At 65.8% G+C, this 16,501-nt stretch carries 13 protein-coding genes; 4 read left to right on the forward strand and 9 right to left on the reverse strand.

Translation table 11 applies throughout. From position 1 onward, the window contains the following. Positions 1 to 136 precede the first annotated feature (136 nt). Positions 137 to 1,177 carry an LLM class F420-dependent oxidoreductase gene (locus CH275_RS22310; RefSeq protein WP_094680440.1) on the forward strand — a complete coding sequence of 347 codons (1,041 nt, stop codon included), beginning with the start codon at positions 137 to 139 and terminating at the stop codon, positions 1,175 to 1,177. 4 nt (positions 1,178 to 1,181) lie between these two features. On the opposite strand, the gene glmM is transcribed toward CH275_RS22310, so the two are convergent. The 8 genes from glmM to eccCa form a co-directional block, all read right to left on the reverse strand. Beyond that, on the reverse strand, positions 1,182 to 2,537 hold the full coding sequence (glmM, locus tag CH275_RS22315) for a phosphoglucosamine mutase (protein WP_094680441.1): 1,356 nt from the start codon (positions 2,535 to 2,537) through the stop codon (positions 1,182 to 1,184). A gap of 107 nt (positions 2,538 to 2,644) precedes the next feature. Then, positions 2,645 to 3,172 (reverse strand): 30S ribosomal protein S9, encoded by a 528-nt coding sequence (gene rpsI, locus CH275_RS22320; protein WP_094680442.1) that lies wholly within the window; start codon positions 3,170 to 3,172, stop codon positions 2,645 to 2,647. After that, positions 3,169 to 3,612 carry a 50S ribosomal protein L13 gene (gene rplM, locus CH275_RS22325; protein WP_027496344.1) on the reverse strand — a complete coding sequence of 148 codons (444 nt, stop codon included), beginning with the start codon at positions 3,610 to 3,612 and terminating at the stop codon, positions 3,169 to 3,171. Before rplM ends, rpsI begins: the two co-directional genes overlap by 4 nt. Before the next feature lie 168 nt (positions 3,613 to 3,780). After that, on the reverse strand, positions 3,781 to 4,119 hold the full coding sequence (locus CH275_RS22330) for a TraR/DksA C4-type zinc finger protein (protein WP_094680443.1): 339 nt from the start codon (positions 4,117 to 4,119) through the stop codon (positions 3,781 to 3,783). Positions 4,120 to 4,220: 101 nt separating this feature from the next. Next, the gene (locus CH275_RS22335; RefSeq protein ID WP_094680444.1) at positions 4,221 to 4,502 is read right to left on the reverse strand and encodes a WXG100 family type VII secretion target; all 282 of its coding nucleotides are present in this window, start codon (positions 4,500 to 4,502) and stop codon (positions 4,221 to 4,223) included. A gap of 66 nt (positions 4,503 to 4,568) precedes the next feature. After that, complete coding sequence (locus CH275_RS22340; RefSeq protein ID WP_179276292.1) at positions 4,569 to 4,934, reverse strand: WXG100 family type VII secretion target; 366 nt, start codon at positions 4,932 to 4,934, stop codon at positions 4,569 to 4,571. A gap of 160 nt (positions 4,935 to 5,094) precedes the next feature. Continuing rightward, a complete protein-coding gene (locus tag CH275_RS22345; RefSeq protein ID WP_094680446.1) occupies positions 5,095 to 6,576 on the reverse strand; it encodes a type VII secretion-associated protein in 1,482 nt (493 codons plus the stop codon). Continuing rightward, positions 6,573 to 10,571: a type VII secretion protein EccCa gene (eccCa, locus tag CH275_RS22350; RefSeq protein WP_094680447.1), complete on the reverse strand. Its 3,999-nt coding sequence runs from the start codon at positions 10,569 to 10,571 to the stop codon at positions 6,573 to 6,575. The genes CH275_RS22345 and eccCa overlap by 4 nt, the downstream gene beginning before the upstream one ends. Before the next feature lie 232 nt (positions 10,572 to 10,803). Between eccCa and CH275_RS22355 the strand changes: the two genes are divergently transcribed. The 3 genes from CH275_RS22355 to mycP all read left to right on the forward strand — a co-directional run bounded on the left by CH275_RS22355 (position 10,804) and on the right by mycP (position 14,861). Then, the gene (locus CH275_RS22355; protein ID WP_094680574.1) at positions 10,804 to 11,793 is read left to right on the forward strand and encodes an LLM class flavin-dependent oxidoreductase; all 990 of its coding nucleotides are present in this window, start codon (positions 10,804 to 10,806) and stop codon (positions 11,791 to 11,793) included. A 126-nt stretch (positions 11,794 to 11,919) separates the two neighbouring features. Next, on the forward strand, positions 11,920 to 13,473 hold the full coding sequence (gene eccD / locus CH275_RS22360) for a type VII secretion integral membrane protein EccD (protein ID WP_094680575.1): 1,554 nt from the start codon (positions 11,920 to 11,922) through the stop codon (positions 13,471 to 13,473). Beyond that, positions 13,470 to 14,861 (forward strand): type VII secretion-associated serine protease mycosin, encoded by a 1,392-nt coding sequence (gene mycP / locus CH275_RS22365; protein WP_256991174.1) that lies wholly within the window; start codon positions 13,470 to 13,472, stop codon positions 14,859 to 14,861. The genes eccD and mycP overlap by 4 nt, the downstream gene beginning before the upstream one ends. A 6-nt stretch (positions 14,862 to 14,867) precedes the next feature. Here the strand turns inward: mycP and eccB are convergent, their stop codons facing one another. Continuing rightward, positions 14,868 to 16,322 (reverse strand): type VII secretion protein EccB, encoded by a 1,455-nt coding sequence (gene eccB / locus CH275_RS22370; protein ID WP_094680448.1) that lies wholly within the window; start codon positions 16,320 to 16,322, stop codon positions 14,868 to 14,870. Positions 16,323 to 16,501 lie beyond the last annotated feature (179 nt).

Here is a 16,501-nt window from a genome sequence, read left to right on the forward strand (position 1 = left end):
CTCGATGTGCCCCTTTCTCACTATGACGTGCGCCGACTCACATCGGTTCCCCTGGGAGCGGTAACGTCCCGATGTGAAATGTCAGTAACAGGTACCTGAAGTAGCTACACCAGCTGCTCACCGAACGAGGAGTCCCATGCACATCGGAACGATGCTGAACTACAGCGGTGGTTTCAACGAGACCGTTGCCGAGGTCGCCGAGCTCGAGAAGGCCGGTCTCGACATCATCTTCGTGCCCGAGGCCTACTCGTTCGACGCCGTCAGCCAACTCGGATTCCTCGCAGCCAAGACGAGCACGATCAAGATCGCGTCCGGCATCTTCCAGATCTACACCAGGACACCGTCACTGACCGCCATGACCGCGGCCGGTCTCGACTACGTCTCGGATGGCCGCTTCGTACTCGGGCTCGGCGCATCCGGACCGCAGGTCGTCGAAGGCTTCCACGGCGTCAAATACGACGCACCCATCGCCAGAACCCGCGAGGTGATCGAGATCTGCCGCCAGGTCTGGCGCCGCGAAAAGGTGCAGTATCAGGGCAAGCACTATCAAATCCCCCTCCCTGCCGACAAGGGCACCGGCCTGGGCAAGCCGCTCAAATTGATCAATCACCCTGTGCGGGATCGCATTCCGGTCGTCATCGCCGCGCTCGGCCCCAAGAACGTCGAGCTCACCGCGGAGATCGCCGAGGGCTGGCAGCCCATCTTCTACTTCCCCGAGAAAGCAGCCGACGTGTGGGGCGAGTCCCTCGCGGCGGGCAAGGCCAAGCGTGATCCGTCGCTCGGCGAACTGGAGGTGTTCGCCAGTCCCACCCTCGCTATCGGCGAGGATGCAGACAAGTACCTGCCCTGGGTCAAGCCGCACCTGGCGCTCTACATCGGCGGTATGGGAGCCAAGGGCAAGAACTTCTACAACTCCCTGGCGCAGCGTTACGGGTACGAGGCCGAGGCCGAGAAGATTCAAGACCTGTACCTGGCCGGCAAGAAGGAAGAAGCTGCGGCGGCGGTGCCCGACGAGCTCGCTCGCTCGGTCAACCTCATCGGGCCGGAGAGCTTCGTCAAGGAGCGGGTCGCGGCCTTCGCCGAAGCGGGTGTCACCACGCTCAACGTCGCGCCGCTGGCCGAGAACACCGCGGGCCGCGTCGCGCAGTTGACCGCATTGCGCGAACTCACCGCCTGAAAGATCAGACCGACGCGACCCGGCCCGCCAGCTCTTCGGCGAGCCGGGTCGCTACGTCGAGTTCGGACGCTTCGACCATTACCCGCACCAACTGCTCGGTACCACTGGGCCGCAACAGAACTCGGCCCGAAGCACCGAGTTCGCGCTCGGCCACGGCAACCGCATCCGATACCGACGGTGCCGACGCCACCGCCGCTTTGTCCGAAACCTGCACGTTGATCAGAACCTGAGGCAACGTCCGCATCGGCGATGCCAGATCCGCAAGGGAGCGTCCGGTCTGCGCCATCCGCTCCATCAGTCGCAGTGCCGTGGCGATCCCGTCGCCCGTCGTTCCGACCGCGGGAAGTACTACGTGTCCGCTCTGCTCGCCGCCGAGCGCGAATCCCCCGCGGCGCAACTCCTCCAGTACGTAACGATCTCCGACTGCCGTGGTGCGCAACGTGATTCCGGCCTCGCGCATGGCAATGTGCAGACCCAGATTGCTCATGACCGTGGCCACCAACGTGTTGTCGGTCAACTGACCTGCGTCGCGCATCGCGATCGCCAACACGGTCATGATCGCGTCACCGTCCACCACGGAGCCCGACGAATCGACGGCAAGGCAACGGTCGGCATCTCCGTCGTGTGCGATACCGAGGTCGGCACCGTGCTCCACGACGGCCCGGCGCAACCCCTCCATGTGCGTCGAGCCGCACCCGTCGTTGATGTTGATGCCATCGGGTTCGGCGTTGATCGCCACGACCGTCGCGCCTGCCCGTCGGTAGATGTCCGGTCCGACGACCGAGGCGGCACCGTGCGAGCAATCGACCACGACCGTGACGCCGTCGAGTCGGTGCGATACCGATGCAGCGAGATGCTCCGTGTAGCGGGCTGCCGCGTCCTGCGCGACGTCGATACGGCCGATCGCGGCACCGGTTGCGTCCAACGGACGTCCGTCGCTCTCGGAGCGCGCGTCGGGATCGAGGGCGGCTTCGATGCGGTCCTCCGCGTCGTCGTCGAGCTTGTGTCCGCCCGCAGCAAAGATCTTGATTCCGTTGTCGGGCATCGCATTGTGGGAAGCAGAGATCATCACACCGAGCGCTGCGCCGTATTCTGCGGTGAGGTAGGCGACTGCAGGCGTGGGGAGCACTCCGACATCGATCACGTCGACACCCGATGCCGTCAGTCCGGCCGACACGGCTGCGCTCAGCATCGCGCCACTGATGCGCGGATCACGACCGACCACTGCCACGCACCTGTGGCCGTCGACGTTCGGTGCCAGCACGGCGGCCGCGGCGCGCGCGATCTTCAACGCCAGCTCTGCGGTCAGAACCCCGCCTGCCAGTCCTCGAACCCCGTCGGTGCCGAACAGTCGCGCCATGAATCAAGAACTCCTTCGAGCGGAGAGAATGTCGTGAGAAACGCCTCGAGGGCAGGCGTCCGATACTGCTGGATGCCTGCCCTCGAGGATGAAACGGGTGAGACGCGTCAGCGCTTGGAGTACTGCGACGCCTTACGGGCCTTCTTCAGGCCGTACTTCTTACGCTCGACTGCACGAGCGTCACGCGTGAGGTAACCGGCAGCCTTGAGGGCCGGACGGTCATCGGGAGTGAGCTCGATCAGCGCACGCGAGATGGCCAGACGCAACGCGCCTGCCTGTCCCGACGGTCCGCCACCGTGCAGCAGCGCGACGATGTCGAACGACTCCGCGCGGTCGACGAGCACGAGAGGAGCCTTGATCAGCTGCTGGTGCACCTTGTTGGGGAAGTAATCCTCGAGGGTGCGGCCGTTGAGCTTGAATCCGCCGGTGCCAGAAGACAACCGAACACGAGCGACGGCTTCCTTACGGCGACCGACGGTCTGGATCGGGCGATCGAACACGATCGGGGCCGGAGCGGCGGCAGCAGCCTCGATCTCCGAGGTGACCTCGGGATCTTCGACTGCCACGAACTCGTCGGCGGCGATCTCTTCGATGTTCTCCTGCGACGTCACGTCATTTCCCTCCGGCGCCGTCACTGGGACACCTGCTTGATCTCGAACGGAACGGGCTGCTGAGCTGCATGCGGGTGGTTCGGGCCCGCGTAGACCTTCAGCTTGCTCGCGATGGCATTACCGAGCTTGTTCTTGGGGATCATGCCGACGACGGCCTTCTCCACGAGACGATCGGGGTTGTTCTCGAGCACCTGACGGGTCGAGCGCGACTTCAGACCGCCCGGGTGGCCGGAGTGGTGGTGGTGGAACTTGCCGTCGAGCTTGTTGCCACTGATGGCAACCTTCTCGGCGTTGATGATGACGACGAAGTCGCCGCCATCGACGTTGGGTGCGTAGGTGGGCTTGTGCTTACCGCGGAGCAGAGTCGCGGCCTGGACGGCGAGGCGTCCGAGCACGACGTCCGTGGCGTCGATCACATGCCACGTCCGGGTGGTGTCCCCGGCCTTCGGGGCGTAAGTAGACACAGAAAATTCCTGTCTTCATGATGTCGCTGCTGGCCAAGACGAGTGGATGCCCTCGGCGGCCAGTTGAGACCCGAGGACAAGAGCTCTATACGCACGCAAAATGCGAGACGAGCCCATACACGCCAACGGGAGACGATACCGGGAGTCGACGCCCAGGTCAAAACCGTCTCAGCGGAGACGAACGCACGTCACACACCGGCGAGCGGCAGGCAGCGCCTCGAGCCTGATCGCCGGGATCTCGTTACCGCACCGCTCGCACGAACCGTACGTTCCGGCGGCGAGCCGCGCATCCGCTGCGTCGAACTCGCGAATCTCGGACTCGGCGTCGTCGATCAGTGCTGCGATCTTCGCTCGCTCGAACGCGATCGTCGACCCTTCCGGATCGTGCTCGTCGTCGTCGGTGGTCCACCGCGATCCCTCGATCACCGACGCCAGTTCGCCTCGAAGCGACTCGAGTCGATGCTCGGAACGAGACCGCTCCGCCCCGAGGGCTGCTCCGAAATCCATCACCACACCAGTCAATCACCGCGACGGACCCGGATGTGGTGAAACGGCATCTGCCCCGACCGAGGTTCTCGGTCGGGGCAGATGCATGTGGTTCACCGGCGTCAGCGAGCCATCCGTGCTTTGTTGGCCATCTCTACACCGTGCATCGTCTCGCCACCGGTGCGGGCGGCCGCGACGAGGCTCGACAGAATGAGATTGAGCTCGTCGGATGCGGAGTTCCACTGACGCTGGAGTTCGTAGTAGGACGTCATCGCGTCGCCCTCCCACGATTGGTAGAGCCGCTTCGCGGTGCTGTCCACGTCCGCGAGAAGGTCCTTGGTCACGTTTGCCTGCTTGTTCATCGCCTCGGTCAACGCCGCGATCTGCGCGAAGTCGTATTTCATGTCGGATCAGTCTCCTAGATCGAGCTCGGTCGTGTGGTCTGTCGTGTGGTCACCGGATGCGACGGTCTACTTGAAGGAGGACAGTCCCGAGTTCAGGGATCCGGCCACCTGATGGACGGCAGACACGTTGTCGTCGTCGGCGTCCGAGTAGCCGTGGCCGTTGGTCTTGATGTCTGCGGAGATCTGCTCCAGCGCACTGCGCATCTTCTGCGCACTGGTGTCCCACTGAGCCATGACGTCCTGAAACGATTTGCCCGCCTTGCCGACCCAGGCCTCGGCGGTCTGCTCGACGATGGAGCGAACGGCCGAATTGGAGGCGTTGATCGACACGCTCAGGCCTTCGATCGTGCCTCCGGCAGCGACGAGCTCCTGCGGTGTGACCGTGACGCCGTTCGACGAACCCGTAGATTCCGGTCCCCCTGGATATCCCACTTCGACTCCTTGTCTTCGTTTTTCGATTCACGTGCACCCGCGGCACACGTGCTGCGCAACCGAGAGGCCTGTAGTCGGCCCGCTCACTCCCCTACATCTCCTTGGACGCAGCAACCCCTCGGTTCGGTTCCGGCTGCCGTCGAGAAACCGTGGGTCGATCTCACGACACCGGAACGATCTCGAGCGTCTGCGTGGCTTGATCGCATTCGGCGTCGATCACGGTCGAGTCGTCCCCCTCGAACTGGCAACCGATGCTGACCTGCAGATCGGACTCGACGAAGACGCGCCAGAGCACGGTCGAGTCGTCGACCGGTGTCTCCGTGTACGCGATCCCCACACGACCACCGAAATCCCGGACGGGTTCGAAAGATCCGACAGTGGAATCCGGGCCGCGGGCATCGATGACCGACCGGAGCTCGGCGGCCACCTGTTCCTGCGTCGAGCCCTGCATGAGATCTGCGACGGTGACGACGATTCGGCGCTCGGGCGATGACGGCGGAATCACGACCATGCGATCCGGATCGTCGAGCCTCGTCCAGGTCGCAGGCAGTCGCATCGAGGCCCGCCCGGATACGAAGGTCACCGTCTCCGTGGGTGCTCGATCGTCTGTCGACGGCGATGGCGATGGCGATGGCGGGGGCGGTGGCGGTGGCGGTGGATCGACAACAGGCCACGACGTGCCGGCCGGGGCGGCAGTCGGCGAAAACGGCTGCGCTGCCGCCGGTTCGACACTCGTCGATGTTCCGGACACGAAATACACTGCTGCACAGACCGATACGATGGAGACCGTCGCGCCGGCCGCGATCGCCGACCGAGACGCACGGCGGTTCGGTCGGGGCGGTGGAGCGGTGGCATTGTCCAGCCACGCGGCCGATCGCGTCGTCGCGGCACGAACGGACGGTGCCGGGTCCAGATCCGCACCGGCTCGCCGGTACAGCGATCCGGCGATGTCCAGACCGGTCAGCCACGACGTGCTGCGATCCGCTATCGGGTCGGGTCCACCGAGAGACGGTGCCACCACGAATATCTCGTCCGGACAGCGCGAGACCGACGAACGGACGTACTCACCGACCGCTTGTCGCCATTCGTCGTCCTCACCGTGGCCGAAGGGAACGACGGCACCGGTGTCGCCGCCGTGCTCCCCCGACGCGTCCAGGACGAACACGGATGTGTCGAGGTCACCTACCTCGACGACGACCGCGGCGGACGGCGCACGTTCACCCGGCGACGCGAGGGCGGCCTCGGCGGTCTCCACGAGCACGACCTCGTTCGCCGAGGCCGAGAAGGTGGAGCGAACGACACCCGCCCGCTCCTGACCCCATGTCGACGGATACGCGATCTCGAGTACGTCGAGTCGGTCGTGTACCCCGGCGCTGCGGAGGGCGGACCACACGATCCCGAGCAGCACTTCCTCGCGGTCCCACACCGACGTACCGACGGCAATCGACGGATCGTCGATACACAACAGAGGCGAGATCTCGGCCCCGACGTCGGGCCGCCCGAAGACGAGACGGCCACCCTCGACTGCGGCGTATGCCGACCCGACGCTCTCTCTCGGACCCTCGAGCGGACCGCCCGTGGCCACAACGGAGATTTCCGAGTAGCCCAGATGCACTGCGGCATAACGCCAGGAGTGAGTCAAGTCGAGTGTCCGAGCTGAACGAGTGCCTGCCCGGAACGGTTGACGAACACGCCGCGTCCTGGCGGCATGGCGTTCGGTCGTACCGTGCCGAGCAGAGTTCCCTCGTCGCGGCTTCCGCTCATCACCAATCCCGGCGTCACCAGGTCCCGAAGCCGTCCGATGACCGGGTCGAACAGCGCCCGGCCTGCGCCACCCGAGCGACGCGCCACGATCAGGTGCAGCCCGATGTCTCGTGCATGGGGAAGATGTTCCACCAACGGTGCCAACGGGTTTCCCGACGACGTGGCCACCAGGTCGTAGTCGTCGACGATGACGAACACCTCGGGGCCGTCCCACCAGGACCGCTCACGAAGCTGTTGCTGAGTCACGTCGGAGCCCGGCATACGATCGCTCATCCGTCCGGCGAGGTCGACGATCATCGCCGTCAGCGTCGCCTGTGAGGCTGCATACCCGGCAAGATGCTCGGAATCGACCGTGCCGAGCAGAGTTCGCCGATAGTCCGCGATGATGATCTTGACCCGATCGGAGGAGTTCGCCAGGGCGAGCGAACGACAGATTCCCCGCAGCAGAGACGTCTTGCCGCATTCACTGTCGCCGAACACCACGAAGTGCGGATTCTCCGCGAAGTCCACCATCACCGGCGCCAACTCGGCCTCGTCGATCCCGATGGGAACGCCGAGCTCAGCAGTTGCGCCGCGGGTTCGCGGCCAGGCGTCACCGAGCTGATCGAGAACCTCGGACCGGTCGAGCAACTCGGGCAGCATTCGTACGGGCGGCGCGGCCGGTCCCACAGATGCCGCTGCGATCGCTGCCACCGACTCTCCGACTGCGAGGGACAGATCGTCGACGGAACCCAACTCGTCGACCCGAGGGAGTGCCGTCAACATGTGCAGACCGTCTCTGGTCATACCCCGGCCCGGCCGGCCTTCCGGAACGCTCGCCGCCTTGGCGCGGCCCATGTCCGAATCGGACGGATCCCCGAGTCGCAATTCCAACCGAGTACCGATCAGATCCTTGGTTGCAGGCCGAATTTCGGCCCACCGCGACGCAGTGATGATCAGGTGTAGGCCGAAGGCGAGCCCCTGCGTGGCCAACGTGGCGATCTGCTGTTCCAGGCTCTCGAAGTCGGACCTGATGGACTGCCACCCGTCGATCACGAGAAACACGTCGCCGAATCGGTCGTGGGCATCGACGGGTTGCGTCGCGCGTCTACGTCGGAACTCCGACATCGAGTCGATCCCGCGATCGCGGAACGACTTCTCTCGTTGCCGAACGACTCCCGCGACCTCGGCCACCGTCCGCCGAACCCGATCCACGTCCAGCCGGTTGGCCACCGAACCCACGTGCGGCAGATGCGTCAGACCGGCCAGCGTTCCGCCGCCGAAATCCAGGCAGTAGAACTGGACCTGCGTCGGTGAATGCGTCATTGCCAGCGCCAGGATCAACGACCGAAGTGCCGTCGACTTGCCCGACTGCGGGGCTCCGACGATGGCGACGTGGCCTGCGGCACCGGACAGGTCGACCGTCAGCAGATCGCGGCGCTGATCGAACGGCCGGTCGACAAGGCCGATCGGGGCACGCAGAACACTCCGCGTATCGACACGGCCGGTCAGCACCGAACCGGGCAGAATCTGGGTCAACGTGGGAGCTGCGTCCAGCGGCGGCAACCACACTTCGTGGGCCGGCGTCCCGCGACCGCGGATTCGCGCGACGACGACGTCGAGCACCGTTGCACCGGTGCTGTCGGACCGGACCGGATCCGGTTCTTCCACCGGAGCTCCTGCCGCTTCGATCCGGCCGATATCGATCGAATCGAGTGGTACCGCATAGGCCGTGAAACGTTTCGGCCTGATGTCGACACCCAGCGCGGGCCGCGCGGCGGTACCCGAGCGCGGCGGCTCGTAGGGACCGGAGACGTACGCCGCAGCAAACCGGACGATTTCGGCCGAGTCGCACTTGAGGTATCCCGCACCTGGTTGCGCGGGAAGATGATACGCGTCGGGGACACCGAGCACCGATCGAGATTCGTTCGCAGAGAACGTCTTCAAGCCGATGCGATAGGAGAGGTGACTGTCCAGCCCGCGTAGTTTGCCCTCCTCGAGGCGCTGACTGGCCAAGAGCAGGTGCATGTGCAGCGAACGCCCGAGTCGACCGATCGCGACGAACAACTCGGCGAATTCCGGCTGCTGACTGAGCAACTCCGAGAACTCGTCGACCACCACGAACAGAGCGGGCATCGGAACCAGATCCGCTCCTGCGGCACGCGCCTTCTCGTAATCGGAGACGTTGGCGAAATTCCCGGCCGCGCGCAGCAACTCCTGACGACGGTTCATCTCGCCGGCCAACGCGTCGCGCATTCGATCCACCAAGGCCAAGTCTTCCGACAGGTTGGTGATCACAGCCGCGACATGCGGCGCGGATTCGAGTCCCGCGAACGTCGCGCCGCCCTTGAAGTCGACGAGAACCAAGTTCAGCTGTTCCGGCGAGTGCGTCGAGACCAATCCGAGAACCAGCGTGCGCAGGAACTCCGATTTTCCGGAACCCGTTGCACCGATGCACAATCCGTGCGGTCCCATACCGTTCTCGGCAGATTCCTTCAGGTCGATCTCCACCGCGCTGCCATCGGGCGCAACACCGATCGGCACCCGCAGCCTGTCGCGTCCGCGACGCATCGTCCAGGCCCGGTCGGTGTCGAGGGCACCGACATCGGCGATCCCGACCAGACTGTTCCATCCCGAGGCTCGGACCCCGTCGTCGTCGATGACATCGACCGTCGTCGACGAGGGTCGAGCACGAAACGGCGACAGGCGTCGAGCAACGGCGTGCGCCTGCGTGGTACTCATCGAATCCGCGACGGCGAACACCTCGACGGTCGTCCCGCTGACCGCTCCGATCGATCCGTTCTCGGCGAACAGTTGGAGACCGCGTGATGCAGCGAGTCTGGGGCACAGGCCCGAGAGGTCGATGATCGTGACGGCATCGAGGCCCGTGTCGGTGACATCGGTCGACCGATTGTCGAGAAGTCCGCCGTCGACCACGATCACCAGCTGCACGACGCCTGCTACCGGAACTGCCCCGCGCGCAAACCGATTTCGCAACGCGAGTACGTCACCCAGCGCACTTTCGAGTTCGAGGAAGCTTCCGAAGATCATCCGCGCCGACCCGGCCCCGTCACGCAGAACGTCGTGCTGAGTGTGCGGAAGCCACTTGGTCCACTCCCATTGCTCCACTGTGTCCGGACCGCAGACGATCGCGACCGCAACCTGATCGGGGCCGTGAAAGCTGCACAGCGACGCCAACATTGCCCGAACCATTCCTCGGGCACCGTCGCGATCACCCGCGATCGACAGCGCTGCGAAACCCCTCAACGACACCGCAGTCGGCAGTGCGGCCACTACCGAATGTGCCCGCACGAACCGTCGCAGCGACACTGCCGATACCGGTTCGAGTTCCTCCACCGGCCCGGTCTCGGGCGGTACCAGTCGAGTGGCCAACCGCTGATCGCCCAGGCCGACCCGAACATGAGCGAAGTCGGGATCCGAAAGGCGCCGCTCCCACATTCGCTCGGTTCCGGCAACCGACCACAGCGTCTCGGGGGACGGGTGACTCCATTCGAGAGCCCTGCGCTGCGCCCGTTCGGTCTCGGCTACGTCGCGGCGGAGTTGATCGAGATACCGCAGGTAATCCTTGCGGTCTTCGTTCGCCTCGGCGGTGCGAGCTCCACCGGATTTCCCGCCGCCGGCCAGCATCCCGACCATGGACATCAACATCATGGCCGGAAACATCAACATCATCGGGTTGGCCGCAGCACCCGAGGTGAACATCAGCGCAACCATCCCGACCATCGCTGCGACCATCACCAACGGCATCAATTTCATCAGCAGATTGCCGGGAACCGCCCGTGGAATCTCCGGTGGTGGCTGCAGATCGACCTCGCCGCCCGGCGATCGCGGCACTTCGCGGCGCGCGCCGCGAACGAAGCGCACGGTACTCATAGATCCGCCCCCACGGCTGCGCCCCCACAACTGCTCTCGCTGCGGCCTCCCCCGAGGCCACGTGGACGACAGGCTAGCGCACCGAAGACCGGACGGTCCACAGTTGTCCTCGAGCTGCCACGGGCACACGCACGCCGAGTGAACCCGAGAAATAGAACGCCACCCGACGCCGTTGCACATGGATGTGGCTTCCCTCGCCGCGCGCTCGACGAACGAAAGGCTGGCCCTCACCGTGTCTGTACCTCTGTCCATCCTCGACCTCGCACATGTGGGCGAAGGCGAATCGATCCGCGACAGCTTCGATGCCAGCGTCACGCTCGCCCAACACGCCGAGCAGTGGGGATATCGACGTATCTGGTACGCCGAGCATCACAACATGAAGACGATCGCGTCGTCCGCTACCTCGGTTCTCATCGGTCACGTCGCTGCCCACACCGAGCGGATCCGGCTCGGGTCCGGCGGCATCATGCTTCCCAATCACGCTCCTCTGACCATCGCCGAGCAATTCGGAACATTGGCGACTCTGTACCCCGGTCGAATCGACCTCGGCCTGGGCCGCGCCCCCGGCAGCGACCAGGTCACGATGCGGGCAATGCGCCGCGATCCCGCGTCCGCGGACCGCTTTCCCCAGGATGTCCAGGAATTGCAGGGGTACCTGTCGCCGGAATCGTTGATTCCCGGGGTGAGTGCCACGCCCGGTGCCGGAACCGAAGTGCCGCTCTACATTCTGGGGTCGTCGCTCTTCGGCGCTCAACTCGCTGCTGCACTGGGACTGCCCTTTGCCTTCGCCTCGCACTTCGCACCCGATGCGCTCGAACAGGCCGTCGAGATCTACCGCCGAGACTTCCGGCCGTCGGCGCAACTGTCGGAGCCGCATCTGATCGTGGGTGTCAACGTGATCGCGGCGGACTCGTTGGCAGAAGCACAAGCGCAGTTCCTCCGCACCAAGCGCAGCCGCGTCAGCCTGCTGCTCGGCCGCGGCCGGACCTTCACGGACGAGGAGGCCGACATGGTTCTCGAGGCACCGGCCGGACAGCAGATCGCCAAGATGACCAAGTACTCGGCCGTCGGTACGCCGGACATGGTGAAGGACTACCTCGATCGTTTCGCCGACCGTACGGGTGCCGACGAGCTGATCGTCGCGTCCGGGGTGTCCGACCGCGCATCGTGGCTCCGCTCCTTCGAGCTGCTGGCACAGGTGAGTGACCTCGTTCCTGCCTGAGCGCTGACGGTGCCGAAGTGTGTGTGACGGCCGGTTGTGCGTCGCCGTGATGTCGTAGGGTGTGCACGCAGATGCTCGGTGGGGCGGGCATCTGCACGCGAACAGCACGCATCCGGGGGGATCTTCATGACACGCGCCGACATCCGTCCATCGGCCGGCCCAGAGCCGTCGACCACCGCAGGAGAGGCGAGCCGTCGCAGGGCGGGCGCGCAGTCCGTGTTCGCGCAGGACGTGTGTCGCGTGACAGTGTTGGCACGGTCCACCCAGGTGGATATGGCGCTGCCGGTGGACGTTCCGGTCTCGCTGCTCGTTCCAGGCATCGTCGACATGATTGCGGAACGACCCAGGCGGGCGGGCGTGGAGCCTGCGGAGCGAACCCAGGTTTCCGAGTCCGACGGCGGTCCTGCGTCGGATGGGATGCCCGTGGCGTGGACGCTCGCCCGGATAGGGTTTCCGCCGCTGTCGCCGACGGCGACCCTCGCCGAGCTGTCCGTGCGCGACGGGGAGCTGCTGGTGTTGGGTGTCGCCGAGCGGCCCGCTCCGGTTCCGCTCTTCGACGATCTCATGTATTCCGTTGCGAGAGCGGGCAGTGACGACGTTCTGCACTGGACTTCCCGTACTGCCCGAACGGTGGGTGCTGTCGTCACCGGCGCGATGGTGTTGCTGGCGTGCGGGATCCTGGTGCGGGAGCCGATCCGCGCCGGAGCCGAGAATGTCGGCAGTCTCGTCGAAGGGTCCGCTGCGGTCACCGTGTCGATCCTCTTCGCCATCGCGGGGGTGATTCTGGGGCGGGTGTATCGGCAGCACGTCGTGGCAGTGCTCTTCGGTGGGTGCGCGGTCGCGCTGATGTTCACCGGCGGAGCGCTGCTGGTACCCGGAGAGTTCGGTGCGGCCCAGCTGATGTTGGGTTCGGCCATGGCCGGAGCGTCGGCTGTGTTGTCTCTGCGTATCGGCGGGACGGGTTTCTCCGTGTTCACTGCCGCGATCGTGTTGGCTCTACTGACGTTCGTTGCCGCGGTGGGCGCGCTGTTCACCGCTGTGCCGGGGCCTGCGATCGGCACTGCCGCTGCGCTGACCGGTCTGACCGGAATCGCACTGGCTGCGCGCATGTCGATGATGCAGGCGCGATTGCCGCTGCCGCCGGTTCCGACGGCAGGCGCACCGTTGGACTCCGTCGAGGAGGCCGAGCTCGACGCAATCTCGTTCGCCGATCTGCAGGGTGCCGCGGCCAGGGCGCGGAGCTACCTGACCGGTCTACTGGTGGCGTTCACCGTCGCAGTGGTGACGGGAGTTCTCGGTGCAGCGGCCGCAGACACCGGGGACGGCGTTCAGTGGCCTGCGGTCGCGCTCGCAGCGCTGTGTGCGCTCGTTCTACTGCTACGCGGCCGTACGTATGCGGTTGTGGCGCATGCTGTTCCACTCGTCGCAGGCGGTACGACTATCTTGGTGTCTCTTCTCGTCGGTGCCGTCATCGCACTGCCCGAGTACGCTCTCGCCCTGTTCGGTGTGACGGTGGGCGGTGCCGTCGCCGCGTCGATCTTCGGGGCATTCGTGCCGACACGCACGTACTCGCCGGTCATGCGTCGGTCCGCGGAACTGCTCGAGTACGCGGTCATCGCCTTGGTCATTCCGATCGCAGTGTGGGTGTGCGGTCTGTACAGCGTCGTCCGCGGGCTGTGACCCCGCGCCGGCAGAGAACGACCGTCGTTGCGGCGCTCACTGCGCTCGCTCTGTCGTTGGACGCCGTCATCGGTTCGTCTCCAGCACATGCCGAACGTCCTCTGATCGATCCCGCGCAGCTGCCCCCACCGAGCGCGCCCGCTCCTCTCGAACCGACGGAACAGAAGAACGCCTGCGCTCTTCCGTCCGAGACCGCAGACGCACAGGCGGTGCCGACCGCGCTGAAAGCACTGGACTTCGCGTCGGTCTGGCCCATCACTCGCGGAGCCGGTCAGGTGGTCGCCGTCATCGATACCGGGGTCGGTGCTCACCCACGCCTGCCGGGCCTGATTCCGGGCGGCGATTACGTCAGCGCGGGCGACGGACTGTTCGACTGCGATGCGCACGGGACGATGGTCGCCGGACTGATCGCTGCGCAGACCGCACCGGGCAGCGGATTCGCCGGCGGCGCACCGGATGCACGCATACTCTCGATTCGACAGTCCAGCAACGTGTTTCAGATTGTCGACACCAGGCCGGAGGAAGAAAAGGCTGCCGAGCCGGAGAACGCCGCGGGCTACGGCAACGTGCGCACGATGGCCATGGCCATCAGGACCGCGGTCGACTCCGGGGCGTCGGTGATCAACATCTCCGAGGTCGCATGTGTGCCCGCCGGGGGTGGTGTGGCCGATGGTCCGCTGGGTGCCGCGGTGCACTACGCCGTCCGCGAGCGGAACGTCGTCGTCGTTGCCGCAGCGGGCAACCTCGGTAGCGCGGCTTGCCAGGCACAGAACCCGATGACCGACCCCCTTTCACCCGATGCGGATCCGTGGGCCGCATTCGCGACGATCGCGACCCCGGCCTGGTTCGACGACGTGTTGACCGTCGGATCGGTCGAGTCGGACGGCACACCGTCCACGTTCAGTCTGGCCGGCCCGTGGGTCGACGTCGCCGCGCCCGGCTCGAACATGACGTCTCTGTCCCCTTCGGGCAACGGACTGGCGAACGGCACCCGAGGCAACGACGGCGTGTTCCCCATGACCGGAACGAGTTTCGCGGCACCGCTGGTCGCTGCGGTCGCAGCGTTGGTGCGCTCGCACCGCCCCGAACTGTCGGCGCTGGAGGTGGTGGACCGGATCGAGCGAACTGCGCATGCGCCGGCCGAGGGGTGGAACCCTCTCGTCGGTCACGGCATCGTCGATCCACTCGCCGCGGTCACCGATCTGGTGACGCCTGCTCCCCGCGCAGTGCCCGCGGACAGCGTCGCGATGAGCATGCCCCTACCACCGCCTGCACCGGATCATCGCCCGCGAACTGCTGCGGTGACCGGTTCGGTGTTGGTCGCGGTGATCCTCGCGCTCGGTCTCGCGCTGTCCATCCCTCTGCGTCGACGCGCCAGGCCGAACTGAGCTACGTCACTTCGTCGGAAGTGCGGCGGCCTGCGGGTCCGGGGCGACCCCGTCGTGCATCGTCAGAGCCTGACCGCGCCCGAGGGTCGGCCCACTGCCGAGCAACTGCAGGATCTGCCACGGCGCGGATGCCGGTGGTCCGAACCCCAGCGCCGACGCGGCCTCGGCGTCCTCGACTCCATAGCGAACCCCCGTGTCGGCCACGAAGAAGAGGCTGTCCTGGCGGGTGCTCGACGTCGAGATTCCGGTGCTGCGAACGAACCCGCCGCTGCCGGGTGCCAGATAGACCTGATCCACGGCGTCACCTCCACCGTCGGCCTGAGCGAGCGCGACCGGTTGTGCGCCGGATTCGATCGGTAGCGTGCGCCCGGCGGATGCCACGAGTCGAGCCGACGGTCCGCCGTCGGTGCCCTCCAACGGTTCCCACGTCAGGCAGCCGACCGGGCGCTCACCGGTGTCGACGATGACCGGTGTGGTCGCCGGGAACGTCGAGACCGACAGTCCCGTCGAGGTCTTCGGTGCATCTCGGAGCACGTCGGGGTTGACCGCGTCGATATCCGGACTGCCCTGCGAATCGGTGAACTTGACGAGCAGTGCCGCGGTCTCGTTGATCGCCTGAATCCCGTCCTCGAGTACCACGTAGTACTGAACGTCACGACCAGCGACCTTGACGACCGAACCGATCGGTCGACCGTCGAACGGGAACTGGGGAATGTCACCAGCGTGGGGAATGAACGGTGCCGCGACGGGCGGCGACTCCGGCACGGAGTTGAGCAGGCCTGCACTGACCGGCGACGGGGTCGCGTCTTCGAGTCCGAGTGCCCGAACGACAGCCCTGTCGGCCAGATCGACCGGCGATTTGGTGCCGTCGTGCACCAGATACGACGTTCCGTTCGAGGTCCACAGGAATGCCTCGGAGTCGGCGAGTGCGGCGGCGTTGGCGCCGTAACGGAGATCGCCGGCGACAACCGTCGTGCCGGTCACCCCCGCGATCGGATCGACGGTGTCGCACACCGTCCATGCTTCGGCGCGACCGTCGGCATCGTGCGGCAGCGCCGACGGAGCTCCCGGAATTCCCACCAGGGCACCACGAGGCCGCGACGCGAGTTCGGATTCTTTGACCGTCAACGGTTGGTCGGGCTTTCCCACCACGAGTCGCGCCGACGCGAGATTGAGCACCGGATGGAACGCGTCGTCCACTTTCACGAACATCGCGGCCGAATCCTTACCGACCACGATCGAGGCGTCGCCGATCTTGTCCTGAGGCCGAAACAGTGCCAGCGCAGCACATCCCGCCAATCCGATGCACGCGATCACGACACCGACCAGCAGGGCGCGTGACTGCGACTTCATCGGATCGTGCAGCATTCGGACATCGCGCCTGATCAACGCGTGTTCCATTCGGCGGACGAGAAAGCGGTAGCCTCCGACCTGCCACTTCGTTGTCGGCGTCGACGCCACAGTTCCTCCCCAGGATTGTGCAGACCCGATCCCCATTCGGGTCACGCGACACAGTACAGTTCGTCCGCACACCTCGGCGACTGCGTGGGCGGCGTTCGGTGAGTGATGCGACCTTCGGGGGGAGGGTTCGATGACACGTGGAAGTTCGGCGACACGTGCGAGTTCGATGGGACGTGGAC

The sequence above is a fragment of the Rhodococcus sp. 06-235-1A genome (genome assembly GCF_002258785.1).
Lineage (GTDB): Bacteria > Actinomycetota > Actinomycetes > Mycobacteriales > Mycobacteriaceae > Rhodococcoides.

What these genes read in the sequence shown, in the direction of transcription:
- CH275_RS22310 (WP_094680440.1), top strand. Translation starts at nt 137, where the DNA reads ATGCACATCGGAACGATGCTGAACTACAGCGGTGGTTTCAACGAGACC.
- glmM (WP_094680441.1), bottom strand. Translation starts at nt 2,537, where the DNA reads ATGGCGCGACTGTTCGGCACCGACGGGGTTCGAGGACTGGCAGGCGGG.
- CH275_RS22330 (WP_094680443.1), bottom strand. Translation starts at nt 4,119, where the DNA reads ATGGATTTCGGAGCAGCCCTCGGGGCGGAGCGGTCTCGTTCCGAGCAT.
- CH275_RS22335 (WP_094680444.1), bottom strand. Translation starts at nt 4,502, where the DNA reads ATGAAATACGACTTCGCGCAGATCGCGGCGTTGACCGAGGCGATGAAC.
- eccCa (WP_094680447.1), bottom strand. Translation starts at nt 10,571, where the DNA reads ATGAGTACCGTGCGCTTCGTTCGCGGCGCGCGCCGCGAAGTGCCGCGA.
- eccD (WP_094680575.1), top strand. Translation starts at nt 11,920, where the DNA reads ATGACACGCGCCGACATCCGTCCATCGGCCGGCCCAGAGCCGTCGACC.